Consider the following 24,465-nt stretch of genomic DNA (forward strand, 5'->3'; position numbering starts at 1 on the left):
CGGTCAGAAATCAGGAAGCGAAGTAGCCGGTGAGCTGCATGCCGATGAGCACGAAGCCGGCCGTCATCAAGATGGTGTTCACGCCGTAGGCCTGGCGGTTGAAGGAAGGCAGCCGACGCCAGAAGCCCATCACGATCAAGATGCCGGCAAGCGCCAGAAGTTGGCCGAGCTCAACGCCCACGTTGAACGCAAGCATGTTGGGGACCAGCCCGTCCGGCGATAGCGAGAAGTCCTGAAGCTTCGTGGCCAGGCCGAAGCCGTGGAAGAAGCCGAAGACAAGGACTGCAATCTTGGTGTTGGGTTGCACGCCGAACCACCGCTTGAACGCGCCCATGTTGTCCAAGGCCTTGTAGACCACCGAGAGACCGATGATCGCGTCGACCAGATAGGCGTCGACATGAAAGCCGCCGAGCACGCCGAGCAGCAGCGTCGTGCTGTGGCCAATGGCGAACAAGGTGACGTAGATGCTCACGTCCCGCATGCGGTATAGGAAGAAGATCACCCCGAACAGAAATAGAAGGTGGTCGTATCCAGTCACCATGTGCTTGGCGCCAAGGTAGGTAAACGCGATCAGTTGCCTACCGGTGCTTTCTTCAAGGAAGGCCTGGTCTCCCTCGCTTACACCGTGCGCGAACGCCGCAAACGGCAGGAGGACTGCGGCAAGCATCGAAAGCCAAGCAAAGAGCTTGTTGGAAGAAGTCAAAGACAAGTTCCTTGTGCAGAAAGGGGACGGGTGGTTCATGAGGAGCGACTTTCCAGAACAGAATCTTCGCGGTGAACCAATCGATACAGCGCCGGCAGCACGAGAAGTGTCAGCAGCGTTGAAGAGATGATTCCGCCGATAACAACAGTGGCGAGCGGACGCTGAACTTCCGCGCCAGCACCGACGTTCAGGGCCATAGGAAGGAAGCCCAGACTCGCCACCAAGGCCGTCATCAGGACTGGCCGGAGGCGGGTAAGAGCACCTTCGGTGACAGCCTTGTGCAGGGGGACGCCTTCTTCCCGCAGGTTCTTGATGAAGCTGATCATTACCAGGCCATTGAGCACGGCAACGCCCGAAAGAGCGATGAAGCCCACACCTGCGGAGATGGACATGGGAATGTCGCGCAGCCACAGCGCCACCACGCCCCCGGTCAGTGCAAGCGGCACGCCACTGAATACGATCGCAGCGTCCTTCCCTGAGCCGAATGCCATGAACAACAATCCGAAGATCATCACCAGAACCACTGGCACGACGACGGACAGCCGCTTGCTTGCCGAGATCAACTGCTCAAACGTGCCGCCGTACTCGATCCAGTACCCTTCCGGCAGCTGGACCTCCTGTCCGACCTTGGTGCGCAACTCCTCGACAAAGGACCCTAAGTCGCGCCCGCGCACATTGCTTGTGATCACCACCCTGCGTTTACCATTCTCACGGCTGATCTGGTTCGGACCAGGCGCGATCTCGACCTTGGCCAACTGGCCCAGCGGCACGAAGCTGCGCTCTTGGCCTGTGCTCACCCCGGGCGCGACGGCCACAGGTAGTGACGCCAGTGTCCGGACGTCCTGGCGAAGGTTCTCCGACAGACGAACCACGATATCGAAGCGCCGATCGCCTTCGAACACCTGGCCGACCGATTCACCTCCCAGCGCCACCGAGATGGTCTTCTGCACGTCGTCAATGGCTACGCCGTATCGTGCAAGTGCATCCAGGTCCGGCGTGATCGTCATCAATGGCAGACCGGTGATCTGCTCAAGTTTCACGTCGGCCGCTCCCTGGATCTCACTGGCAACGTTCTCTACCTGGCTGCCGATGGTTGCCAGTTGCTCCAGGTCGTCGCCGTACAGCTTGACAGCAACCTCAGCCCGAACGCCCGCAATGAGCTCGTTCATCCGCATCTGCACCGGCTGGGTGAACTCATAGTTGTTGCCAGGAATGGCGCGAACCACTTTCTCGAGCTCGGCAACAAGCTGTGCCTTCGGCTTGCGCGGATCAGGCCATTGGTCCCGATCTTTGAGCATGATGAAGGTGTCGGCTACGGAGGGGGGCATGGGATCGGTGGCCACCTCGGCAGTGCCGATCTTTGCGACGACTTCATCTACCTCGGGGAACTGTTTGATCGCCGCTTCCAGCTGACGTTGCATGCCGATCGCCTGGGTCAAGCTGGTCCCTGGAATTCGAAGCGCATGCAAGGCGATATCGCCCTCATCCAGGTTCGGAATGAACTCGGTGCCGAGGCGACTTGCAAGCAGGCCCGCCAGGACGGTGAGCACCGCAGCAGAGGCCACCACTACCTTGCGTGCATTGACGGCACGCTCAAGCATCGGGCCATACACGTTGGTGACTCGGCGCATGGCTTTGGTTTCCTTCTCCGAAACCTTTCCCGTTACGAACTGAGCCACAGCGGCAGGTACGAATGTCAAGGACAGTGCCATGGCACCGGTAAGCGCGATGACCACGGTAAGCGCCATCGGGTGGAACATCTTCCCTTCCACGCCGGAGAGGGCAAAGATCGGGATGTAGACCGCCGCGATGATGAAAAGGCCGAACAGGCTTGGCTTGATCACCTCTGCACTGGCACTTGCCGCCAAGGAAAATCGTTCTTCCCGAGTCAACAAACGGCCCTGAAGGTGTTGCCGCTCGCCAAAGCGACGCAGGCAGTTCTCTACGATGATGACTGCCCCATCGACGATCAAGCCAAAATCCAGTGCGCCCAGGCTCATCAGATTCGCAGAGACGCGATTCTGGACCATGCCTGTGATCGTCAGCAGCATCGTCAATGGAATGACCGCCGCAGTGATCAGTGCCGCACGAAGATTGCCCAAAAGCAGGAAGAGCACCGCGATGACGAGCAAGGCGCCTTCGAGGAGGTTCTTCTTCACCGTCTCGATGGTCCGATCCACCAGTTCGGTTCTGTCATACACAGGATGCGCCCGAACGCCGTCAGGCAGCGTAGCGTCGATGTCCTTGAGCTTGGCCGCGGTTCGCTGAGCCACGTCCCGGCTGTTTTCGCCGATGAGCATGAACGCCGTACCAAGGACCACTTCGTTGCCATCCTTGGTTGCCGCGCCTGTACGAAGTTCGGTGCCTTCTACAACTTCTGCCAGATCGCCAACACGCAATGGCATGCCATCACGGTTAGCCACTACGATCTTGCGCAAACCCGCCATGTCGGCCACTTGGCCCGGCACGCGTACCAAGTACTGCTCACCGGTTTTCTCGATGTAGCCGGCACCCACGTTAGTGTTGCTGCGGGCCACGGCTTCGAGCACATCCTGCAGCGTCAGTCCGTATGCTTGGAGCTTCTTCGGGTCCGGCGTGATGTGAAACTGGCGAACATAGCCTCCGACGGTGTTGACCTCGGTTACGCCTTTCAAGTGGCGCATCTGCGGTCGGATCACCCAGTCCTGCAGCGTACGAAGCGCCATTGGTGTCCACGTCTCTTCAGCACCGGACTCCGCTTCCACGGTGTACATGAAGATCTCACCCAGGCCCGTCGCTACCGGTCCAAGGCTTGGCTTTAGTCCCACGGGCAATTGGGATCCCGCTTGCTGAAGTCTCTCTGCGACCTGCTGACGGGCGAAGTAGATATCTGTGCCATCTTCAAACACGACCGTGACCTGAGACAGGCCGTAGCGTGAGATGGAACGGGTGTATTCCAGCTTTGCCAACCCGGCCAACGCTGTTTCGACCGGGAAGGTGACCCGTTGCTCGGCCTCCAGCGGTGAGTAGCCCGGAGCTTCGGTGTTGATCTGCACCTGGACATTGGTAATGTCAGGAACGGCGTCGATGGGAAGCTTGCTGTAGTTCCAGATCCCAAGGCCTGAGAGGGCCAGGACCAGAAGGAGCACAAGCCATCTGTGCGCGATAGACGCGCGAATGATTCGCTCTAGCATGGTGCGTCCTTAGTGGTCGTGGCTTGCGCCGGACTTTTCGATGTCGGCACGAATCAGGTAGCTCTGCTCGGAAACGTACCGGGTTCCCGGCTTAAGCCCTTTCAGTACCTCCACGCGATCGCCATCGCGCCTACCCAGTTCAAGCATCCGCACCTCATAGCTGTTGCCCACTTGGGCGAATACCACGGTGAAGTCCCGAAAACGCTGCAGGCCCGATTCCTTTACTGTTAATGGAACCTCCGTTTCCGCGATGACGACTTCGGCGGATACGGCCATTCCTGGTCGCCACCTGCCCTCGCTGTTGGTAAGGGCCACACGTGCCACCACGGTCTGGCCAGCGCTGGCCAACGGAAGGATGCCCTGCAGCTTTCCCGTTGCTTCCAAACCGCCTGTTGCCGAGCGAATGGTCACCATCTGGCCTGGCGACAGTCGCTCGGCATCGCTTCCCAGCGCACGCAGGTCCACCCAGACCTCCGAAAGGTCGGCAATTTCAAACAGCGTGTTGTCGGCAGCGACATCGCCTACCGACGTGCTGCGCGCGAGTACGACTCCACTGAAAGGTGCCGTGACGGAGTAGGTCCGCATGCTGTCATTGCCCTCGACTGTGGCCAACGTCTGACCAGCCGAGACGCGTTGTCCCATCTCGACCGCCACACTGCGGACCACGCCAGGGAAGCGTGCCTTGACCGCAGCAAATCGGCCGGTGTCGACCGCGACGTTGCCCATGAGGGAAACGGTGTCCCGGATGGTCCCCGGTTCGGCGGACTCGACCACGACACCTGCGTCGGCAGCGGCTTTCGGATCTATCGTGGTGCGCCCTTCATAGGAGGCGTAAGACCAGGCGTAGTTCTTTCCACCCACCACCGCATCGGCTTTGACATCAAAGGAATGCGGCTCGACCACCTCCCCGCTGCCGACCAGGTAGTCCTTCTCTGGAATAAAGCTGAAGTTGTTGACTTCGCCGTCCAGACGCTTGAGTTGTATCGTCGCTTTGACTTCTCCAGGTGCCAGCGGTTTGTCGTTGCGATAGGCATACAGCCGGAAATGAGGCGGGGTATTGGTTTCGTAAACAGTTACTTCAAGGGCGAAGTCGCCGTCGCGAAGCATGCGACCGCGATGCGGCCCTCGCTCATAGTCGCCTGCGGTCGCAGCAGTGTCCTCTGGCTTTGCTCGTTGCGACGATTCGTTGCCACCGCACGCAGCCAGGGCAATTGGAAGCAGGATCAGGAATACGTATCGGTTCATGGGCGAATGTCCAAGGCAGAAGCGGTGAGGCGGTCGGCCTCGACCAGGAGACGGAGATAGCGCGCGGCGGCTTCGACTTCCCGTTCGCGAAGATCGAAGAGCCTTTGCTGAGCCTGGCTGAGTACCAGGAAGGAGAAGCGTCCTTCCTCAAAGCCCCTGCGGCTCTGATCAAAGGCCTGCTGGGCCTTTGGCAACTGACGCTGGCGCACTGACTCCACTTCCGATTGCGCTTGCTTGAGCTGTTGGTAGATGCCAAACAGCTCCTGACGCATTTCCAGCATCTGCGCCTGGCGCCGGTATTTGAGAGAGGTGAGTTCGTAGTCCGCTTCAGCCACGGAGAAGTCCGATCGCCGACGGCTCCCCAACGGGACGGAGACGGACATCACCAGGCCGCTGTCCTTGGTGGCTTCCAGTCGGCGGATGCCGAGGCCAACGCTGACATCCGGCTTGGCGCTAGCGCGGGCGATCTCCCTCCTTGCATCTATAACTCCGGCTTGAGCGTCCAAGGCGCGCTGTTGTGGTGTCGTGGCGAGGCGCCGGCTCAGATCATCAAAATCATCCAGAGGGGGAAGGACCGCGGTATCCCCTGCAACCGAGCCGAAATCCGGACTTGGCGCCCCCACGTGGCAGCCAGCGACATTCGCGCGCTTTCCAGAGCCTGCAATGCCTGCTCCCGCTTCAGCTCGGCATCGAGCAGGGCGATCTCGGCGGATCTCAGGTCCGAGTCGGGATTGCGGGCGGCCGCGACCCAACGGGCCACTTCACGGCGCATGGCGCTGGCCATTTTGATGCGCTCTTCGGCGTGCTCGACATGCTCCTGGGCGGCCAGCACGTCGACGAAACGCCCTGCGGCCAAAGTTGCGATAGCGATACGGGTGACGTCCGCTTCGCTTCGGGCAGCGTCCACCTCGGCGCCGCCGAGCGCTTGGCGCGCAGCCCGCTTCCCACCCAGTTCTAGAACCTTGGAGATGCGGAAGGTGGATTCGGCGGCGTCTAGGCCGCTCAGGCCGCCTGAGCCAGCCACGTTTTCAAGCTCGCCGCCCAGCACGAGCGGCGTAGGCAATGCCTCCCGGCCCGCCCGGCTTCTGACAGCTTCCAGTCGAGCGGTGTCTGCCTGGACGCTGGGATGGGTGCCGAGGGCGCGGGCGACCACATCCTCCAAGCGCAGCACTTCAGCGGCATGGCCAGGCACGGCCACACCGTAGGCGCCGGCTATGGCGAGCGCCCACAAACTACGTAATTTCACGGAAAATCTCCGACGATGGTCATGACGACGCGCTGCCGGCCAACATTGGGTGGACAGCGCGCTCAGGCCGCTACAGCGCGGCAGGTGTCGTCAGACGATCGGAGGTCTGAATGGCGAGCCGCGATGACCAGAGGGCTCATCGACGGAGTGCAGGCCGGGCAGTAAAGATGCCGGCGGAACAGTTGCTAGGTTCAGATTCGAAGACACCAGCATGCCGGCAAAGCTCACATCGGCCTGGTGAAGGACGCTGTGCACGCCCGATGCATGCTTCGGATCTACGTTGTCGCCAGTTCCAGGACCGTGTGAGTGCCCGTGCTCTGCCGTTGCAGCGATGTCGTGCTCGGCAGTATGGAGCTCGCCCTGTTGGATCACGATCGGCCGAACAACGACGCTCAACAGCATCAGCACGAAAAGGCTGAACCGGATGAGTCGACGGTGGCGGGCCGAGAAGGCGGACATGAAAGGAAGAATAGAGGCAGTCAAGCTGAGTTGTCGAGAGCCCTGAGTTGGAGCCCCCCCTGATCCAGTTATGGCTTGGCGCTCGAGGGAGGGCGTCGCTTAAGCCCACTCCGATCAGATCGCATTGCCTCAGGTATCGCCGCGCCTGCTGCCGCTTCTGGCCGATAGCGGCCGCCCAGTAAGGATGGTGCCGGCCAGAGGCTGGAACTGGGCCTCACTGCTCTCTGGAACCGCGTCCTCCAGGCTCGTTCCAACGTCGAATGGGGCCTGGCCCCTCTCTCAGGCGTTGGGCGATTCTGCGCTGCTTATGGGATTCAGTAAGACCATATCCGTACCACTAGGCTCACCGTTGGACTTTCAGGTTAAAAGGGCGCAGCGTTCGCTTCTCGCCCAACAGGGCCATTGATTTCGGAGAGCGCAGGTGAGCAGAACAAGTAATTCTCATCCACTGCAGATTGCGACGCTGCCTATCGGCGTGAATGGCGGTGCGATCGGCGTTACCTTTGCACCGGGAAAATATCAGGACGTCGCAATGACGGGGTCTTGGGCCCGAGACTTGGATATCGATCTGGCGTCGATAGTCGCGTGGGGAGCACAGCATCTGATCACGTTGATTGAGCCGTGGGAGTTCGAAGAGCTACGAATTACCTCCTTGGCAGAGCGTGCCAAAGCGCATGGCTTGATGTGGCACGGCCTACCGATTAAGGATGGTGCGGCTCCTGATGCACGGCTGCTTCTGCCATGGCAATCCACAGGACCCCAGTTCGCAGCCGAGCTCTTGTCCGGAAGCAGGATCGTGGTGCACTGCAAAGGAGGCCTAGGGCGAGCGGGGACCGTGGCGTCGATGCTTCTCATTGACACGGGCTGCGCTCCAGACGGCATCGATGCGATCGCTAAGGTGCGCTCGGTGCGCCCTGGTGCAGTGGAGACTGCGGAGCAGGAAGAATTCATCCTGAATTGGCCTGCTCGCAGAGCCTCAAGTCTGGGGGTAGTCGCAATGCCCGGCTAACCTACCCTTTACCGCCTTGGGCTGGAATACAAGAGGACGGAACTCCGCAGGTAGTCTGTAGGGAAGCCGCCGTAGGGGACGCAGTGCTGAACACTTTTCCTCGAACACATATAGTGTTGCTGCTCGTACTGCTTCGCGCGCCCCTCGCATGCCTATCTGAATCTGTCGCCGGGCCTGGATTTCGAGACCAAGCTGTTCGCCAAGACCAATGCGCCGCAACTGCTGCGCAAGGAACTGTCGAAGCCGGGTTACGTGCCGCAGCCGATCGCGCTGGGCATCAACACCGATGCGTACCAGCCGATCGAGCGCAAGTTCAAGCTGACCCGCCAGCTGATCGAAGTGATGCTGGAAACCAAGCATCCGTTCTCGCTGATCACCAAGAACGCACTGGTCGAGCGCGATATCGATCTCCTTGCGCCGCTGGCCGCGGAAAACCTGGTCAGCGTGCACTTCTCGGTGACCTCACTGGACCCGCATCTCTCCGCAAAGCTGGAACCGCGTGCATCAGCACCCCATGCACGGCTGCGTGCGATGAAGCGGCTGCATGACGCCGGCATTCCGGTCGGTGTGATGGTGGCGCCGGTGATTCCGTGGATCAACGACAGCGGGCTGGAAGCCGTGCTGGAGGCCGCACACGATGCCGGTGCCAGCACCGCCGGCTACGTGCTGCTGCGCCTGCCACTGGAAGTGGCACCGCTGTTCCGCGACTGGCTGGATACGCACCATCCCGATCGCGCCGCGCATGTGATGAGCACCATCCAGCAGCTGCGCGGCGGCAAGGACTACGACAGTCGGTTCGGCACGCGCATGCGCGGCCAAGGCGTATATGCCGATCTATTGAACAATCGCTTCAAGCTGGCGCGCAAGCGCCTCGGCTTCAACGCACAGAACAGCCACTGGCCGAAGCTGGATTGCAGCCGGTTCCAGAAGCCGCTGCCGCCGACGAAGGATACGCCGCAGGGCTCCTTGTTCTGAGAAAAGTCGAGCTTGCTCGACTGGCGACGGAAAAGCAGTCGAGCAAGCTCGACGCTACCCCCCAAACAGTTTCTGCGCACTCTGGAACAGGATCCAGCTGGTCGCGATGAACTTGTCGCCACCCTGTGGCCGGTTGCCACGATGGGTGTGGGTGAATGCCGTCGGGGCGATCAGCAGGCTGCCGGTGCGCGGCGCGATCTTCCGCCCCTGGAACAGGAATTCGGTCTCGCCTTCGTCGAAGTCGTCGTTGAGGTACAGCGTCCACAGTACGTGCCGGTGCAGGGTCTCGGCCTGCGCATCCTTCGGGTACAGCTCGCAGTGCCAGTACGGGTAGCCGCCCTCGCCTGCCGCATACCACTGCAGGTTGATCGCGCCCGGACGCAGGCAGGTGCGGGCCAGGTCGGCCAGCTGCTGCTGCGGCATATCGGGGAAGTCCTCGGCAGACAGGCGTCGCGGTTGGCCGTTGCTGTCCTGGATCTGCAACATCAGCGGAGCGATCAACGCCTGTGGATAACGGCGTAGATAACTCAGCAGGCCGTTGAACACCGCAATCTGCAGCTGCTGGTCGACATCCTGCCAGCCGTCCAGGCCACTGATGCGCAGATCCTTGCTGTGCTTGAGTTCGGGGAACACACCACTGCCTACCGCACCGGGCAGCAGGCCACGCGTGGCACGCATGCGCTCGACGATGGCCGCGCAGACCTCGCTGGGGACGGCGTTGTGGATGATTTCGATGAAATCGACCGGGCCCTGCTCGTGCATGCGTGCATTCCTTAGGCGGCAACGGCTTGATGGTGCCGTTTGCCGCCCTCGGTGTCACCCCACGGTCATGTCATCGATCTGCCATGACCGCCGTCAGGCAACCGCCAATCAGACCTTCGCGTCGTCGTGCGCGTGGTGGTAGCGCACGGCTTCAGCCACTTCCTCGCGCGAACCCAGGAACACCGGCACGCGCTGGTGCAGCTGGTCGGGCTGGATGTCGAGGATGCGCTCGCGGCCGGTCCAGGCGGCGCCACCGGCCTGCTCGACCAGCAGGCCCATCGGGTTGGCTTCGTACATCAGGCGCAGCTTGCCGGCCTTGGACGGATCCTTCTTGTCCCACGGGTAGATGAAGATGCCGCCGCGGGTCAGGATGCGATGCACGTCGGCCACCATGCTGGCGATCCAGCGCATGTTGAAGTTCTTGCCGCGCGCGCCTTCCTTGCCCGCCAGCAGGTCGCCGACGTACGCCTGCATCGGTGCTTCCCAGTGGCGCTGATTGGACATGTTGATGGCGAATTCCTGGGTGGCCGCCGGAATCTGCATGTTCTCGGTGGTCAGCACGAATTCGCCCTTCTCGCGGTCCAGGGTGAAGGCGTGGGTGCCATGGCCAACGGTCAGCACCAGCTGGGTGCTGGGCCCGTAGATGCAATAACCGGCGGCGATCTGCTTGCTGCCCGGCTGCAGGAACGCGTCATCGCCCGGCAGTTCGACGTTGGTCGGGCAGCGCAGCACCGAGAAGATGGTGCCGACGGAGACGTTGACGTCGATGTTGGAGCTGCCATCGAGGGGATCGAACAGCAGCAGGAAATCGCCGCGCGGGTAGATATCCGGCACCGGCTGGCTGTGGTCCATTTCCTCCGAGGCGCAGGCGGCCAGGTGGCCACCCCAGGCATTGGCTTCGAGCAGGATCTCGTTGCTGATGACGTCCAGCTTCTTCTGCGCTTCACCCTGCACGTTGCCGGTACCGGCGTCGCCGAGCACGCCACCAAGGGCGCCCTTGCTGACGGCGATGGAGATGCTGGTGCAGGCGCGGGCGACCACGGCGATCAGCTGGCGCAGGTCGGCATTGATGCGGCCGGCGTGCTGTTCCTGGATCAGGAAGCGGGTCAACGAAGTACGGGACATGGTCGGGCAGGTCTCGGCAGCGGGAAAACGCCTATTGTCGCCCGTCTGGCCGAGGCGTGCGTGAGCGCGGGAAGGCGTAATCGTTTCCAGATGCGTTGCGCTCGTGGCGCCTTCCTTCATGGAGGCACAGGGCGAGGTACACCGTGGCCAGGACACGCCGTAAACCCCCCTCCGGGGTCCGGCCCAGCCGCTGACGGCAGGGCGTTCGGGCGCTTGCGAAGCAGTGCTTCGCAGGCAAAGCGCCCTCACCCATGGGGGCTCGGTCGGCGCATCCATGCGCCCCACGGTCCTGTCCACGGTGTACCTCGCCCTGCGCTTCAGGGTTCGCCGCGAGCGCGGAGGGTGTGGCAAAGGCAGAGGCAAAGCAGAAGCAAAAACAAAGGCGCCTTTCGGCGCCTTGTCTTCAAGCTACTGGAGCGTTGCTTCAGCCCTTGGCGACGGTGGCCACGGCCTTGGCGACGTATTCCAGGTTGTTCTGGTTCAGCGCGGCCACGCAGATGCGGCCGGTGCCGACGGCGTAGATGCCGAACTCGTCGCGCAGGCGCTCGACCTGCTCGCGGCTCAGGCCGGAGTAGGAGAACATGCCGGCCTGCTCGTTGATGAAACCGAACTGCGGCGCACCTGCAGCGGCCAGCTTCTCGACCAGGCCCTGGCGCAGGGCGTGGATGCGCTCGCGCATCTCGGTCAGCTCCTGCTCCCACATCGCGCGCAGTTCCGGGTTGGTCAGCACGCCGGCCACCAGCGCAGCACCATGGGTGGACGGGCTGGAGTAGATCGTGCGGATCACGCGCTTGACCTGCGACTGCACGGCCTTGGCGTCCGCGGCGGTCGGTGCCACCATCGACAGCGCACCCACGCGCTCGCCATACAGCGAGAACGACTTGGAGTACGAGTTGGCGACGATGAAGCTGTCGATGCCGGCTTCGGCGATGATGCGCACGGCGGCGCCGTCCTGCTCGATGCCCTTGTCGAAGCCCTGGTAGGCCATGTCGATGAAGGGGAACAGCTGGCGGTCCTTCAGCAGCTGTGCGACCTGCTTCCACTGGGTGACCGTGAGGTCGGCACCGGTGGGGTTGTGGCAGCAGGCGTGCAGCAGCACTACGGTGCCGGCGTCCAGCTTGCCCAGGTCGGCCAGCAGGGCGTCGAAGTTGACCCCATGGGTGGCCGGGTCGAAGTAGGAATACTCCACCACCTCGAAGCCGGCCGCGCTGAACACGGCGCGGTGGTTTTCCCAGCTCGGGTTGCTCAGCGCAACGGTGGCGTGCGGCAGCAGCTTCTTCAGCACGTCGGCGCCGACGCGCAGCGCACCGCTGCCACCGACGGTCTGTGCGGTGGTGACGCGGCCGGCGGCCAGCAGCGGCGAGTCCTTGCCGAACACCAGCTCACGCGTCGCCTGCGTGTATGCCGGCAGGCCATCGATCGGCAGGTAGCCGCGCGGTTTGGCTTCAGCGGCGAGCTGCTGCTCGATCTGCTTGACGGCGCGCAGCAGCGGAATGCGGCCGCTCTCGTCGTAGTAGATGCCCACACCCAGGTTGACCTTGGTCGGGCGGCTGTCGGCGTTGTACGCCTCGGTCAGGCCCAGGATCGGGTCGCCTGGGACCAGTTCCACGTTTGCAAAGAAGGACACGGCGGTACTCGTTCGGTAGACGGAAAGGGGGAGGAAGTGCGCTACGCGGTCTGCGGCTTTTCGGCCGGAAACAGCCCATCGTAACAAAGCCTGCCGGGGCTGGCCGCCGCCATCGTCATCCGCCGCCCCGTACCATGGCGTGCGTTGCCGCCCGATCCATCAACCTGAATCATGAATCCTGCCGCACGACGCCATTGCCTGCCCCTGTCCGCCCTGCTGCTGTCGCCCTGGGCGGCGGCGGCCGAGCCCGCACCGACCGCCCTGCCCAGCGTGCAGGTGCAGGCCGCGTGGGTGCCGGGCATCGACCCGTTCGCGCTGCCGGCCAGCCAGGATACGGTCTGGATCGACGCCGGCCGCGCTGGCGCCGGCGCACAGCTGTCCGAGGCGTTGGCCGGGGTCCCGGGCCTGGTCGCCCGCGACCGGCAGAACTTCGCGCAGGACACCCAGCTGTCGATCCGTGGCTTTGGTGCGCGCTCGACCTTCGGTGTGCGCGGGGTGCGGGTGTTGATCGACGGGGTACCGGCGACCATGCCGGACGGCCAGGGCCAGCTGTCGCACGCCAGTCTGTTGGGCGCCGAGCGCATCGAGGTGCTGCGCGGGCCGTTCTCGGCGCTGTACGGCAATTCCTCCGGTGGCGTACTGCAGGTCTGGAGCGCACAGGGCCAGGCCGGCGACCCGTGGCGGCTGCGCCTCAACGCAGGTGCTGACAACACGCTCAGTGTCGGCGCACAGCTGAAGGGTGCCGGCCGTGTTCTGGATTACAACATCGCCGCCAACCACTTCAGCACCGATGGCTGGCGCGATCACAGCCGTGCGCGCCGCGAGTCGCTCAACGCGCGCATCGGTGGTGAGCTGGGCGGTGGGCGGCTGGAGTTGCTGCTCAACGTGCTGGATGCGCCCGATGCGCAGGACCCGCTGGGCCTGACCCGTGCCCAGGTGGCGGCCGATCCGCGCCAGGCCACCGCCGTGGCGCACCAGTACAACACCCGCAAATCGGTGCGCCAGCAGCAGGCCGGGCTGCGCTGGACCCGGGAGACCGGGGCGCAGCGCTGGCAGCTGATGGGCTATGCCGGCCAGCGCGCGGTGACCCAATACCTGCCGATTCCGCCGACTGCCCAGGTGAATCCGCTGCATGCCGGCGGGGTGATCGATCTGGATGGCGGCTACGGCGGCCTGGACGCGCGCTGGGGCTGGCACGGCGACCTCGCCGGCCGACCGCTGGATCTGGTGGCCGGGCTCAGCGCCGACCGCCAGCGCCAGCATCGCACCGGCTACGAGAACTTCATCGGCAGCACGCTGGGCGTGCGCGGGCGCCTGCGCCGTGACCAGATCGACGTCGTGCAGAATGTGGACCAGTTCGCCCAGGCCTGGTGGCAATGGAGCCAGCGCTGGTCGCTGCTGGCCGGGCTGCGCCACAGCACGGTGCGCTTCGCGTCCGATGACCGCTACATCGTCGGCGCCAACCCAGATGACAGTGGTCGCCGCCGCTACCAGGCGACTACGCCGGTGGCCGGGATCAGCTTCGAGGCCAGCCCGCAGTGGCGACTGCACGCGGCCGTAGGGCGTGGTTTCGAGACCCCCACCTTCAACGAAATGGGCTATCGCGCCGACGGTCAGGCGGGATTGGCACTGGACTTGGCAGCCGCTCGCAGCCGCAATCTGGAGATTGGCAGCAAGTGGCACGCGCAGGACGGAACCCAGCTCGATATCAGCCTGTTCCGTGCAGATACCGACGATGAGCTGGCAGTTGCCAGCAACAGCGGCGGGCGCAGCAACTATCGCAACATCGGCCACACCCGCCGCCAGGGCGTGGAACTGCAGTACCGGCAGCCGCTGGCCGAGCAGCTGGAACTGCAGCTGGCCTGGACCTTGCTGCAGGCGCAGGTGCGCTCGCCGTACCTGACCTCGAACCGTGTGGTTGCCGTCGGCAGCCGCCTACCCGGGGTACCGCGCCAACAGGCCTTCGCTCGGCTGCAATGGTCACCTGGCCAGTGGCAGTGGGCGCTGGAGGCCTCCGCCAGCAGCGATACGGTGGTCAACGACGTGGCGACCGAACGCGCGCCCGGCTTCGCCCTGCTGCATCTGGAAGCAGGCCGTCGCTGGACCGTGCCGGGTGGTGAGCTACGCGCCTTCGCCCGGCTGGAGAACGTGCTGGACCAGACCTACATCGGCTCGGTGATCGTCAACGATGGCAATGGGCGCTTCTACGAGCCGGGACCAGGACGGCGGGCCAACGTCGGCGTGCAGTGGTCGTGGCGCTAGCATGCGACCGCTGCGCCCGCCGGGCATGGCCCGGCGCTACCGTCAATCGGGGGCCTTGGCCGGCACAAAGGGCGAAGTCGGGTCGCTGGCGGGGAAGGTTTCCTCCAGCGCCTCGTCCTGGTTGTCACTGGCGCGCTGCTTGCGCTCGCGGCGCTTGAGCGGGCTTTCCTGACCGCCGCGATGGCGGTCTCCGCCATCCTTGCGGTCCTGCGCCGCCTGTTCAGCCTCGTGTTTCACGGGTAGATGGTCACCACCGTGCTCGGCATCGAAGAACGGCGCGCCGGTGCCGCGGTAGTCGGCATTGTCGGCATCGCGCTTGCCACGTTGCTCGCCGGGAATAGGCGGATGGTTCGCGCGCAGCGGGTCGCGGGAGGTCTCTCGGCTCATGGTCTGATTACCTTCGCTCTGGGAGCCCCACTACACCGCCAGCAAGGTAAAGCCACCGCGAACCTGGCGTCATGAACATCTCGCTCACCCCCTGGTAACGGCACCGCGCGTATTCCTGCCCACCCGCCCCCGCTGCAGGAGCCGGCCATGCCCCGTCTTGAACGACCCGCACCGTCCGTGTTCAACGCCCTGCTCGATCCGCTCGGCCAGCGCACCGCTCAGCGCCGCACGCGTCGCCATGAGGATCCGCAGGCGGTGGCGCAGGACTACCTGCAGTACATGCTCAGTGACTACGAGGAGAGGCGTGACCAGAGCCACCGCAACTGGCGCGATCTGTGCCCGGTCTATGCCTTCGCGCTGACTACCCACGCTGCCGACTGGCCGCGCGGTGATGCCGCCGATACCTGCGAGGAACTGGCCGAGCACTGGGAACAGATGCGCGGGCAGTCGCGGCTGGGCTGGTCGCAGGCACGGCCGGTAGTGGAAGACGCCTGGCGGGCGCTGGATCATATTCCGGCGGCGGCAGTGAGGCCGCTGCTGCAATAGCACCGGGCACCTGAAGCAGCCGAGCGTGGGTTCGGCTCTACAGCAAAGCGGCGGCGCCACCTGGCGTGCACGGCACGGACACGAGTGGTTTACACCGCCAATCCCAAGCTGGGCACCCTGCCCCGCGCAAGAGGTCTGTCCATGGCCCGCCCGATCTGGACCGGCACGCTCTCCTTCGGCCTGCTCAATGTGCCGGTGTCGCTGATGTCAGGCGAACGCAAGGTGGATCTGCAGTTCCGCATGCTCGACTCCCGCGACCGCAAGCCGATCCGTTTCGAACGGGTGAACGCCGACACCGGTGAGGAAGTGCCCTGGAAGGACATCGTCAAAGCCTATGAGTACGACAAGGGCAGCTATGTCGTGCTGGAGGAAGGCGATATCCGCTCGGCCGCGCCGGAAAGCCACGAAACGGTGGAGGTGGAATCATTCGTGGATGCGGCGCAGATCGACCCCCGCTACTACGAGAAACCGTATCTTCTGGTGCCCGGCAAGAAAGCCGAAAAAGGCTATGTGCTGTTGCGCGAAACGCTGCGCAGCACCGGCAGGGTGGGTATCGCACGGGTGGTGGTGCGCACGCGCGAGTACCTGTGCGCGGTGATGCCACAGCAGGACGCACTGGTGCTGATGATCCTGCGCTATCCGCAGGAACTTGTGGATCCTGAGGACTACAAGCTGCCCACCGGCAAACTGTCCGACTACCGCATCACCAGCAAGGAGACGGCGATGGCCGAACAGTTGATCGAGTCGATGGCCGGCGACTGGGATCCGTCGCAGTACCACGATGAATTCCGCGAGCGGCTGCAGCAGGTGTTGAACAAGCGCATCAAGTCCAAGGGCGGCACCACAAGGGTGGACGATGAGCCGGCGCCGCGTGAGGATGCCAGCACCAACGTGGTCGACTTCATGGCGCTGCTGCAGAAGAGCCTGGATGCGAACAAGCGTACGCCGGCGAAGAAGACGGCGACGCGCAAGGCACCGGCGAAGAAGGCTGCGAAGAAGACGGCCAAGAAGGCGGTGAAAAAGACCACCCGGCGCAAGGCAGGTTGAACCATGTCGCTGCATCAGTACCGGCGCAAGCGCCAGCTTGGCGGGGGCGCCGGGCAGACGCCGGAGCCTGACGACACGCCCGCACGCGGCGATCCGCAGCGGCGGCCGATCTTTGTCATCCAGCTGCATCACGCAAGCTCGCGTCACTACGATTTCCGTTTGGAGATGGACGGTGTACTGAAGAGCTGGGCGGTGCCGAAGGGGCCTTCGCTGCGCGTCGGCGAGAAGCGACTGGCCGTGGAGGTGGAGGACCATCCGCTGTCCTACGCCGGTTTCGAAGGCGACATTCCTGAAGGCCACTATGGTGCTGGCCACGTGGATGTCTTTGATCACGGCATCTGGGCCTGCGAAGGCGATCCATTGCAGGCGCTGGCCGCTGGAAAGCTCGACTTCGTGCTGCACGGGCAACGCCTGGCCGGTGGCTGGAAGCTGGTGCGCACGGCAATGAAAGGACGTCAGGTGCAGTGGCTGTTGATCAAACGCGATGACGAGCAGGCGCGCGACGCCGAAGCAGACGATCTGCTGGAAGCACCCGTGCCGGAACGCTCATCCGCAGTGAAGAAGCGTAGTGCGAAGAAGAGGGTACCCGCCGCACCGGCTGCACGCGCCGCTACCCGCAAGGCCGATGCACGCTGGCATGCGCGCGCGCTGAAACTGGACGGCGCACGTGACACGCCCTACCCGCGTGACTTCAAGCCACAGCTGACCGATCATCGCGACGACGCGCCGGACGGCGAACGTTGGCTGCACGAGATCAAGTGGGACGGCTATCGCCTGCTGGCCGATCTGCACGACGGCGAGGTGAAGCTGCGCTCCCGCAATGGCCTGGATTGGACCGATGATTTTCCCGAGGTGGTACAGGCCGTGCGGGCGCTGCCGGTGCGTGATGCGCGCCTGGACGGTGAGCTGGTGGTGCTGGACCCGGAAGGACGCAGCAATTTCGCAGCGCTGCAGCGCGTGATCGATGGAAGCTCGAAGCAACCGCTGCGCTACATCGTGTTCGATCTTCCGGGCGTGGCCAACGCGGACATCAGTCGTGCGCCATTGCTGGAACGCAAAGCACTGCTGAAGGATCTCATCGGGCCCGTGCCCGGTACCCTGGCCTTCAGCGAACATGTGATCGGCCATGGCCCGCAGGTGTTCGACGCCAGTGGCGAGGCGGGATTCGAAGGGATCGTCAGCAAGCAGGTGGATGCACCGTATGTGAACACCCGCGCACGCAGCTGGGTGAAGGTGAAGCACGAAGACACCGACGAGTTCGTGATTGTCGGCTACACGGCCCCCAAGGGCTCACGGGTGGGTTTCGGATCATTGTTGCTGGCAACGACGGACAAGGAGGGCCTGCGCTATGTGGGCCGCGTCGGTACCGGCTTCGACGACGAGAACCTGCGCGCGCTGCTCAAGGCATTGCAGCCACTGGCAGTAAAGACGCCCGTGCTGCAGCTTCCGGCGCATGTGCCGTTCCGCGCCGCCAGCGTGCGCTGGGTGAAGCCGGTGACGGTGGCGGAAGTGGCATTCCGTGGCTGGGGCAAGGAAGGCCTGCTGCGCCAGGCCAGTTTCAAGCGGCTGCGAAGCGACAAGCAGAAGGAGGATCTGGAAGTGGCCACATCGAGTGTTGGAACCGGGGGCGAGGTCCAGATCACTCATCCGGAACGTGTGGTGTTTCCAAGGCAGAAGCTCAGCAAAGGCGATGTGGCCGACTACTACCGGCAGATGGCGCGCTGGATCGTGCCCGAAATTGCTGGACGGCCGCTGTCGCTGCTGCGTTGCCCTGATGGCGTGGGCAAGGCCTGTTTCTTCCAGAAGCACCATGGCCCGGGCCTGGGTGATGCGGTGCATGCGGTGCCGCTGCAGCAGAAGAGCGGCCGCGAGGACTACGTCTATATCGACGATGCGCGGGGCCTGCTGCAGCTGGTGCAGATGAACACGCTGGAGCTGCATCCCTGGGGCGCGACCGTGGCCGACCCCGAGCATCCGGATCGCCTGGTGTTCGATCTCGACCCCGGCGAAGGCGTCAGCTGGGCACAGGTGAAATCAGCTGCACGTGATGTGCGTAACCGCCTGCAGCAGGTAGGCCTGGAGAGCTTCGTGCGCTTGTCCGGTGGCAAGGGCGTGCACGTGGTGGTGCCGCTGCAACCCAAGGCCGACTGGGAACAGGCCAAGGCGTTCTGCGAGGCTTTTGCGCAGGCAATGGCGCTGGAGCAGCCTGATCGCTACGTGGCGACGATGAGCAAGGCCAAGCGTGATGGGGTGATCTTCATCGACTGGCTGCGCAATACCCGAGGGGCTACCAGCGTGTGTTCGTGGTCGCTGCGTGCGCGCGATTCCGCCGGTGTGGCAGTGCCGCTGCGCTGGGAAGAACTGGCCCGGGTGAGCGCGGCCGACGCGTTTCCGATGGCCAAGGCGCTGGCCAGGGTGAAGCGGCTGAAGGGTGACCCTTGGCAGGGTATCGAGCGGTTGAAGCAGGTGCTGCCGCCGCTGAAGCGGTAGTGTCGGCCGCTGGCCGGCACTACCTGCATGCGCTCAGCGCGGATCGCGCGAGGCGCGACGGCCGAACCACCAGCCGGCCAGCAGCTGCAGCGGCAGTGACGCCAGCAGCGAAATGACGAACCAGAACGGGAAATCCGCACCGGCCGTCCACATTGCGTAGCCACAGCCCAGCGCGATCAGCGACCAGATCGAGAAGCCGTGCGAACGCGGCCAGCAGGGCGCGTAATAGGTGGCGAAGGAAATGCCGGCGATGCCGCCGAGCACGCTGAAGGTGAGATCCCACCCCAGCTGCACGCTGTTGCCGCTCGGCGACAGGCCCAGCAACGGGGGCAGCCAGCTGGCGACGCTGCTGACCAGCGCAAGCGACAGCACGCCGCCGATCAGGGCAACGAGGGACAGGAACAGGGTCTTGAGCAGGCCGGGCATGCGCGCATTGTACGGCTGCTGCGGAGTGCCCGGGTTGCCGGCCAGCGGCCAGCACTGCCGATGAATCGGCATGGCCGCCGCGTCCGTGGGAGAGGGGGACGGAGCGACGACGGCCATGCACAGGCGGTCAGGCGGCGAAGTCGAGCACCACGCGGCCTTCGATGGTGCCCGCGTGCATGCGCGCGAACACCTCGTTGATGTTTTCCAGGCGGTCGGTGCTGACCGTGGCCGCAACCTTGCCTTCGGCAGCGAACTGCAGCGACTCCTGCAGGTCCAGCCGGGTGCCGACGATCGAGCCGCGCACGGTGATGCCGTTGAGCACCATGCCGAAGATGTCCAGCGGGAAATTGCCGGGTGGCAGGCCATTGAGCGAGACGGTGCCGCCACGGCGGACCATGCCCAGCGCCTGCTCGAACGCCTTGGGCGACACCGCAGTGACCAGCGCACCGTGTGCGCCGCCGATGTCCTTCTTCAGGAAGGCGGCGGGGTCGGTGGTGCGCGCGTTCACGGTAACCTGCGCGCCGAGCTGCCGGGCCAATGCCAGCTTGTTGTCGTCCACGTCCACCGCAGCCACGTTCAGGCCCATCGCACGGGCGTACTGCACCGCCATGTGGCCCAGGCCACCGATGCCGGAAATCGCCACCCAGTCCCCCGGCTTGGTGTCGGTAACCTTCAGACCCTTGTAGACGGTCACGCCGGCGCACAGCACCGGCGCGATCTCGACGAAGCCCACGTCCTTCGGAAGCAGGCCGACATAGTTGGCATCGGCCAGTGCGTACTCGGCGAAGCCGCCGTTGACCGAGTAGCCGGTATTGCGCTGCGTTTCGCACAGCGTTTCCCAGCCACCCAGGCAGTGTTCGCAATGGCCACACGCCGAGTACAACCAGGGGATGCCGACCCTGTCGCCTTCCTTGACGCGCCCTACCCCGCCTCCCACGGCCACGACGTGCCCCACGCCCTCGTGGCCGGGGATGAACGGCGGGTTCGGTTTCACCGGCCAGTCGCCCTCGGCGGCGTGCAGGTCGGTGTGGCAGACGCCACAGGCCTCGATCTTGACCAGTACCTCGCCCGCCCCCGGGCGCGGTACCGAGACTTCCTCGATCACCAGTGGCTTGCCGAACTCGCGCACGACAGCGGCCTTCATGGTCGAATGCATGTTCGGATCTCCGTAGTGCGCTTGCCCACAGAATGACGCCGGCTCGAGGCCGGCGCTTTGATCACGATCAAACCTTTGAAGATTCGCGGAGCGGGTTCAGCTGGCCAGCACGGACGCTTCGCGGGCCAGGCGCTCGATCGCATCCCAGTCGCGGGTCTGCAGCAGCGCCGGCGTGGTCAGCCACGAACCGCCCACGCACAGCACGTTGGGCAGGTGCAGGAACTGCGGCGCGGTCTGCGCGCTGATGCCGCCGGTCGGGCAGAAGCGCACATCGGCGAACGGACCGTGCAAGGCCGCCAGCAGCGCAGCGCCACCGGCCTGCACCGCCGGGAAGAACTTGAAGGTATCCAAGCCATGCTCGAGGCCCTGGATCAGGTCCGAGGCGGTGGCGGCACCGGGCAGGTACGGCAGGTCGGCGTCGCGTGCAGCGGCATACAGCGCCGGCGTGGCACCGGGGGACACCGCGAAACGCGCACCGGCCTGCTTCGCCGCCTGCATCTGCGCGGCGTCGAGTACGGTGCCGGCACCGATCACCGCATCCGGCACAGCCTCGACCATCGCCTTGATCGCATCCAGCGCCTGCGGCGTGCGCAGCGTCACCTCGATCACCGGCAGGCCACCGCGGAACAGCGCCTGGGCCACTTCGACCGCTTCATTCACATCTTCGGGGGTGTACACCGGGATCACCGGTGCCAGCTTCAACAGCGCGCGCAGGCGCGGATCAGCGCTGGACATGGTCTTGCTCCTTGCCCGACGGGGCATCGCGGATCGCCGCCGGGTCCGGCAGCGCAGCGGCGCATGATGCCACGTGGCTCCGGAAGGTGCTGGCGGAGCCCCGCCCCGCAGGCCCTCGGCTCAGGCCGGGTCGGCCTGCAATGCCTGGATGCGACGCTGGTACCAGCCACCGCCGAGCGGATCGAACACCGCCGACCGTTCCATCTGCGCCTCGTACACGTGCACCGAGATCGCCAGTGCGTCATCGCTGGCGTTGCGCAGGGTGTGGTATTCGTGCGGCGGGATCAGGCTGCCAGCACTGCCGCAGCCCCCGCGCAGCGCGGCGTGGCGGTGGAAACGCCAGCGCTCGCCGGCGCGCTCCAGCAGCTCGTAACGGGTGATCTCCAGCTCGCCCAACCACACTCCCTCCACACACCACATGGCATCGTGGTCGTGCAGCGGCGTGCCCTGCCCTGGGCCCCAGCTCATGGCAATCACGCTGTAGCCGTGTTCGCGGCTGTGGTACAGCGGGCGCCGCGCGTAATGATCGCTGACCGGCCGATGCACGCATTCGGGCAACTCGATGCGGCTGTCGGTTATGGCTTCCTGCAGCGCCAGCTGCAGGTCGGCGGTGATCCGACCGGCATCACCGGAGGTTACCGCCGCGTCGACCGCGGCGATCAACCGGTCGCGGCCACGGAACGGCGGATACGGAGAAGTCTGCAGGTCCATGCACCTGACTGTAGCGGAGCATGGTTAAGGGAATGTTGGCGTTCGCGCGCGTCGCGTCTGCATTCAGGGTGAACATGCGCGGAAGAATGGTTCAGATGCAGAGGCAGTAGAGCGATCACAATGGAACCTCGCGCAACAAAACGGGTCGAACACGACACGATTGAGATCCGCTGCGACATTCCGCAACTTCGCGCCCGACGGGCGCAAGGCTAGAATTCTCCGACTTACCTGGTTCTATACATGTCAGTGCGAAATATCAGCGATGCCGCGTTGCCGGCATCGAAGGGCAAGGCTGCCACGATCAACGACATCGCACGACTGTCGGGAGTTTCCAAGAAAACGGTTTCAAGAATCATCAACAACTCGCCGCTGGTGCGTAAAGACACCCGCGACAAGGTCGAGGCGTTGATGCGCGAGGTCGGTTACGTGCCCGACCCGCTGGCGCGCGGACTCGCGTTCCGCCGCTCCTTCCTGATCGGCCTGGTGTATGACGACCCGGGCGCCCAATGCATTGTTGACCTGCAGCACGGCGCGCTGGAAGCGCTTCGCGGCACTGGTTATGAACTGGTGGTGCACCCGTGCGACAGCGAGGATCCGGACTGCGCCGACGGCGTGCGCCGCTTCGTGCAGCAGCAGAAGCTGCATGGCGTGATCCTCGGCCCGCGCGCCTCCGAGTCGGTGGCGCTGGCGCAGATGCTGGACGCGATCGACTGCCGCTACATCCGCATCAGCGCGCATGCCTCGGACGACGAAGCACAGGCAGTGGTCACCCACGATCGCGATGGTGCCGCCGCGGCTGCGGGCTACCTGCTCTCGCTGGGCCATCGCGATATCGCAGTGATTGCCGGCCCCGGTGACCGGCGTACTGCCCGCGAGCGGACCCATGGCTTCCTTGATCGGCTGGCCCAGGTCGGCCTGACCCTGCCGGGAGAACGCGTGCTGGAGGCGGGCGACACGTTCGAGTCCGGCGTGCATGCCGCCGAACGCCTGCTGATGGGCGACCAACGCCCCAGTGCGATCTTCGCCGGCAACGATGAAATGGCCGCAGGCGTGTACCAGGTGGCATTGCGCGCAGGCATCGCAGTGCCGCAGCAGTTGTCGATCGTCAGTTACGACGACAGCCCGCTGGCATCGCGGCTGTGGCCGCCGCTGACGTCGGTACGCCGCCACGTCTCCGACATTGGCCGGATGGCTGCCGCGATGCTGGTGCAGACCGATGTGCCGGATGCACCGACCGCGGCCAGCGTGCATCCGCAACTGATGGTGCGCGGTTCCTGCAGGGCCATTGACGGTTGACTGCCCTGCCCTTGCCTGCACCGTTGCGACAGGATGGTGCAGGCAGCACTGAAAACGGCGCACCAAGGCGCGCCGTTTTCAGTACGAAACCGTGTGCGCTGAGCGCTTACACGTCGCCGCCGTCAGCCCAGCCTTCGCCGGTGCCGGCCTGGAACACGCGGTCATCGCCCTGCACATCGCCCGCCGGCAGATGCGCCTGATCAGCCAGTGCTGCGTAGATCGGGGTGAAGTCCGGTGACGTCGCCTGCATCAGCTGTTCGAAGCTGTCGATGACGAAGTAGGTCTTCTGGAACGTGTCGATGCGGTACTTGGTGCGCATGATCCGCTGCAGGTCGAAACCGATGCGGTTGGGCGCGGCCGATTCCAGCGAGTACAGCGATTCGCCCTTCGACGACACGATGCCGGCACCGTAGATGCGCAGGCCGTCGGGCGTATCGATCAGGCCGAACTCCACCGTGTACCAGTACAGGCGGGTCAGGTTCTGCAGCGCATCCGGGCCGATCGCGTGGGCTTTGACGCCGCCACGTCCGTACGCCTCCATATAGTCGGCGAACACCGGATTCATCAGCAGCGGCACGTGGCCGAACAGATCGTGGAACAGGTCCGGTTCGGCGATGTAGTCGATCTGGTCCGGGCGGCGGATCCACCAGGTCACCGGGAAACGGCGGTTGGCCAGGTGGTCGAAGAAATCCAGTTCCGGCAGCAGGCCTTCGACGCCGACCAGAGTCCAGCCGGTGGCCGCGCCCAGTACTTCGTTGAGCTGGTCGAAGCGCGGAATCATGTGCGCGCTCATGCCCATCTCGTCCTGTGCATCCAGGAACTCCTGGCAGGCGCGGCCGACCAGCAGTTCGCGCTGGCGCTGGTACAGCGTGCTCCAGGTGGCGTGGTCGTCGGCGCTGTAGGTGTCCCACGGCTGCTCGACGAGCGCGGTGGTGTACACCGGCACGTAGCCCTTGTCGGTCTGCTGGTGTTCGACGCGGCGGGGCTGGGCGAGGTCCATGGGGCACTCCTGGATGGGATACCCACGATGCTAGGGCAGGGCGCGCGCAACAGGGTTGCAAAAGTTGCGTCGATTGGCATTGTTG

The 24,465-nt window shown here is 64.5% G+C and carries 19 protein-coding genes and 2 pseudogenes; 7 read left to right on the top strand and 14 right to left on the bottom strand.

Going from position 1 to position 24,465, the window contains the following annotated elements:
- Positions 1-10: 10 nt before the first annotated feature.
- From ACYKG1_RS00150 to ACYKG1_RS00170, 5 genes and pseudogenes are all read right to left on the bottom strand, one after another.
- Positions 11-742 (bottom strand): HupE/UreJ family protein, encoded by a 732-nt coding sequence (locus ACYKG1_RS00150; protein WP_012478644.1) that lies wholly within the window; start codon positions 740-742, stop codon positions 11-13.
- Positions 739-3,876: an efflux RND transporter permease subunit gene (locus ACYKG1_RS00155; protein WP_478471406.1), complete on the bottom strand. Its 3,138-nt coding sequence runs from the start codon at positions 3,874-3,876 to the stop codon at positions 739-741. The genes ACYKG1_RS00150 and ACYKG1_RS00155 overlap by 4 nt, the downstream gene beginning before the upstream one ends.
- Before the next feature lie 9 nt (positions 3,877-3,885).
- Positions 3,886-5,121: an efflux RND transporter periplasmic adaptor subunit gene (locus ACYKG1_RS00160; protein WP_005411786.1), complete on the bottom strand. Its 1,236-nt coding sequence runs from the start codon at positions 5,119-5,121 to the stop codon at positions 3,886-3,888.
- A pseudogene (locus tag ACYKG1_RS00165) lies at positions 5,118-6,367 on the bottom strand (TolC family protein). Before ACYKG1_RS00165 ends, ACYKG1_RS00160 begins: the two are co-directional and overlap by 4 nt.
- A gap of 90 nt (positions 6,368-6,457) precedes the next feature.
- Complete coding sequence (locus ACYKG1_RS00170) at positions 6,458-6,826, bottom strand: hypothetical protein (protein ID WP_012478647.1); 369 nt, start codon at positions 6,824-6,826, stop codon at positions 6,458-6,460.
- Between the two features lie 475 nt (positions 6,827-7,301).
- On the opposite strand from ACYKG1_RS00170, the gene ACYKG1_RS00175 reads away from it, so the two are divergent.
- Both ACYKG1_RS00175 and ACYKG1_RS00180 read left to right on the top strand, forming a co-directional pair.
- A complete protein-coding gene (locus ACYKG1_RS00175; protein ID WP_229298581.1) occupies positions 7,302-7,835 on the top strand; it encodes a cyclin-dependent kinase inhibitor 3 family protein in 534 nt (177 codons plus the stop codon).
- Positions 7,836-7,955: 120 nt separating this feature from the next.
- Positions 7,956-8,810: pseudogene (locus tag ACYKG1_RS00180) on the top strand (PA0069 family radical SAM protein); the annotation flags it as partial.
- A gap of 54 nt (positions 8,811-8,864) precedes the next feature.
- Here ACYKG1_RS00180 and ACYKG1_RS00185 read toward each other — a convergent pair.
- The 3 genes from ACYKG1_RS00185 to ACYKG1_RS00195 form a co-directional block, all read right to left on the bottom strand.
- Positions 8,865-9,572: a 2OG-Fe(II) oxygenase gene (locus ACYKG1_RS00185; protein ID WP_478471407.1), complete on the bottom strand. Its 708-nt coding sequence runs from the start codon at positions 9,570-9,572 to the stop codon at positions 8,865-8,867.
- Between the two features lie 108 nt (positions 9,573-9,680).
- Positions 9,681-10,697, bottom strand: coding sequence for a class 1 fructose-bisphosphatase (locus ACYKG1_RS00190; RefSeq protein ID WP_100475097.1), 1,017 nt, complete (start codon positions 10,695-10,697; stop codon positions 9,681-9,683).
- A gap of 424 nt (positions 10,698-11,121) precedes the next feature.
- Positions 11,122-12,324, bottom strand: a complete 1,203-nt coding sequence (locus ACYKG1_RS00195; protein WP_100475096.1) for an amino acid aminotransferase — start codon at positions 12,322-12,324, stop codon at positions 11,122-11,124.
- Between the two features lie 171 nt (positions 12,325-12,495).
- Between ACYKG1_RS00195 and ACYKG1_RS00200 the strand changes: the two genes are divergently transcribed.
- Complete coding sequence (locus ACYKG1_RS00200) at positions 12,496-14,586, top strand: TonB-dependent receptor family protein (protein WP_478471410.1); 2,091 nt, start codon at positions 12,496-12,498, stop codon at positions 14,584-14,586.
- A 42-nt stretch (positions 14,587-14,628) separates the two neighbouring features.
- On the opposite strand, the gene ACYKG1_RS00205 is transcribed toward ACYKG1_RS00200, so the two are convergent.
- Positions 14,629-14,973: a hypothetical protein gene (locus ACYKG1_RS00205; RefSeq protein WP_100475094.1), complete on the bottom strand. Its 345-nt coding sequence runs from the start codon at positions 14,971-14,973 to the stop codon at positions 14,629-14,631.
- Positions 14,974-15,120: 147 nt separating this feature from the next.
- Between ACYKG1_RS00205 and ACYKG1_RS00210 the strand changes: the two genes are divergently transcribed.
- The 3 genes from ACYKG1_RS00210 (at position 15,121) to ligD (ending at position 19,056) form a co-directional block, all read left to right on the top strand.
- Entirely contained in the window at positions 15,121-15,519 is a 399-nt protein-coding gene (locus ACYKG1_RS00210) for a hypothetical protein (protein WP_100475093.1), read from the top strand.
- 141 nt (positions 15,520-15,660) lie between these two features.
- Positions 15,661-16,566, top strand: coding sequence for a non-homologous end joining protein Ku (ku, locus tag ACYKG1_RS00215; protein ID WP_100475092.1), 906 nt, complete (start codon positions 15,661-15,663; stop codon positions 16,564-16,566).
- Positions 16,567-16,569: 3 nt separating this feature from the next.
- The gene (ligD, locus tag ACYKG1_RS00220; protein ID WP_478471413.1) at positions 16,570-19,056 is read left to right on the top strand and encodes a DNA ligase D; all 2,487 of its coding nucleotides are present in this window, start codon (positions 16,570-16,572) and stop codon (positions 19,054-19,056) included.
- Between the two features lie 33 nt (positions 19,057-19,089).
- Here ligD and ACYKG1_RS00225 read toward each other — a convergent pair whose 3' ends face one another.
- The 4 genes from ACYKG1_RS00225 to ACYKG1_RS00240 form a co-directional block, all read right to left on the bottom strand.
- Positions 19,090-19,482, bottom strand: a complete 393-nt coding sequence (locus ACYKG1_RS00225) for a hypothetical protein (RefSeq protein WP_049422362.1) — start codon at positions 19,480-19,482, stop codon at positions 19,090-19,092.
- Positions 19,483-19,609: 127 nt separating this feature from the next.
- A complete protein-coding gene (gene adhP / locus ACYKG1_RS00230) occupies positions 19,610-20,638 on the bottom strand; it encodes an alcohol dehydrogenase AdhP (RefSeq protein ID WP_478471415.1) in 1,029 nt (342 codons plus the stop codon).
- Positions 20,639-20,734: 96 nt separating this feature from the next.
- A complete protein-coding gene (gene eda / locus ACYKG1_RS00235; RefSeq protein ID WP_262084108.1) occupies positions 20,735-21,373 on the bottom strand; it encodes a bifunctional 4-hydroxy-2-oxoglutarate aldolase/2-dehydro-3-deoxy-phosphogluconate aldolase in 639 nt (212 codons plus the stop codon).
- 120 nt (positions 21,374-21,493) lie between these two features.
- Positions 21,494-22,084, bottom strand: a complete 591-nt coding sequence (locus ACYKG1_RS00240) for a cysteine dioxygenase family protein (protein ID WP_100475087.1) — start codon at positions 22,082-22,084, stop codon at positions 21,494-21,496.
- Positions 22,085-22,324: 240 nt separating this feature from the next.
- On the opposite strand from ACYKG1_RS00240, the gene ACYKG1_RS00245 reads away from it, so the two are divergent.
- A complete protein-coding gene (locus ACYKG1_RS00245; protein ID WP_478471418.1) occupies positions 22,325-23,380 on the top strand; it encodes a LacI family DNA-binding transcriptional regulator in 1,056 nt (351 codons plus the stop codon).
- Between the two features lie 106 nt (positions 23,381-23,486).
- Here the strand turns inward: ACYKG1_RS00245 and phhA are convergent, their stop codons facing one another.
- Entirely contained in the window at positions 23,487-24,380 is an 894-nt protein-coding gene (phhA, locus tag ACYKG1_RS00250) for a phenylalanine 4-monooxygenase (protein ID WP_100475085.1), read from the bottom strand.
- Between the last annotated feature and the right edge of the window lie 85 nt (positions 24,381-24,465).

Source organism: Stenotrophomonas sp. 85239_Sma, from assembly GCF_056481725.1.

What these genes read in the sequence shown, in the direction of transcription:
- ACYKG1_RS00190 (WP_100475097.1), bottom strand. Translation starts at nt 10,697, where the DNA reads ATGTCCCGTACTTCGTTGACCCGCTTCCTGATCCAGGAACAGCACGCC.
- ACYKG1_RS00185 (WP_478471407.1), bottom strand. Translation starts at nt 9,572, where the DNA reads ATGCACGAGCAGGGCCCGGTCGATTTCATCGAAATCATCCACAACGCC.
- adhP (WP_478471415.1), bottom strand. Translation starts at nt 20,638, where the DNA reads ATGCATTCGACCATGAAGGCCGCTGTCGTGCGCGAGTTCGGCAAGCCA.
- ACYKG1_RS00205 (WP_100475094.1), bottom strand. Translation starts at nt 14,973, where the DNA reads ATGAGCCGAGAGACCTCCCGCGACCCGCTGCGCGCGAACCATCCGCCT.
- ACYKG1_RS00210 (WP_100475093.1), top strand. Translation starts at nt 15,121, where the DNA reads ATGCCCCGTCTTGAACGACCCGCACCGTCCGTGTTCAACGCCCTGCTC.
- ACYKG1_RS00200 (WP_478471410.1), top strand. Translation starts at nt 12,496, where the DNA reads ATGAATCCTGCCGCACGACGCCATTGCCTGCCCCTGTCCGCCCTGCTG.
- ACYKG1_RS00155 (WP_478471406.1), bottom strand. Translation starts at nt 3,876, where the DNA reads ATGCTAGAGCGAATCATTCGCGCGTCTATCGCGCACAGATGGCTTGTG.
- ACYKG1_RS00240 (WP_100475087.1), bottom strand. Translation starts at nt 22,084, where the DNA reads ATGGACCTGCAGACTTCTCCGTATCCGCCGTTCCGTGGCCGCGACCGG.
- phhA (WP_100475085.1), bottom strand. Translation starts at nt 24,380, where the DNA reads ATGGACCTCGCCCAGCCCCGCCGCGTCGAACACCAGCAGACCGACAAG.
- eda (WP_262084108.1), bottom strand. Translation starts at nt 21,373, where the DNA reads ATGTCCAGCGCTGATCCGCGCCTGCGCGCGCTGTTGAAGCTGGCACCG.
- ACYKG1_RS00160 (WP_005411786.1), bottom strand. Translation starts at nt 5,121, where the DNA reads ATGAACCGATACGTATTCCTGATCCTGCTTCCAATTGCCCTGGCTGCG.
- ku (WP_100475092.1), top strand. Translation starts at nt 15,661, where the DNA reads ATGGCCCGCCCGATCTGGACCGGCACGCTCTCCTTCGGCCTGCTCAAT.
- ligD (WP_478471413.1), top strand. Translation starts at nt 16,570, where the DNA reads ATGTCGCTGCATCAGTACCGGCGCAAGCGCCAGCTTGGCGGGGGCGCC.
- ACYKG1_RS00150 (WP_012478644.1), bottom strand. Translation starts at nt 742, where the DNA reads ATGAACCACCCGTCCCCTTTCTGCACAAGGAACTTGTCTTTGACTTCT.
- ACYKG1_RS00225 (WP_049422362.1), bottom strand. Translation starts at nt 19,482, where the DNA reads ATGCCCGGCCTGCTCAAGACCCTGTTCCTGTCCCTCGTTGCCCTGATC.
- ACYKG1_RS00245 (WP_478471418.1), top strand. Translation starts at nt 22,325, where the DNA reads ATGTCAGTGCGAAATATCAGCGATGCCGCGTTGCCGGCATCGAAGGGC.
- ACYKG1_RS00170 (WP_012478647.1), bottom strand. Translation starts at nt 6,826, where the DNA reads ATGTCCGCCTTCTCGGCCCGCCACCGTCGACTCATCCGGTTCAGCCTT.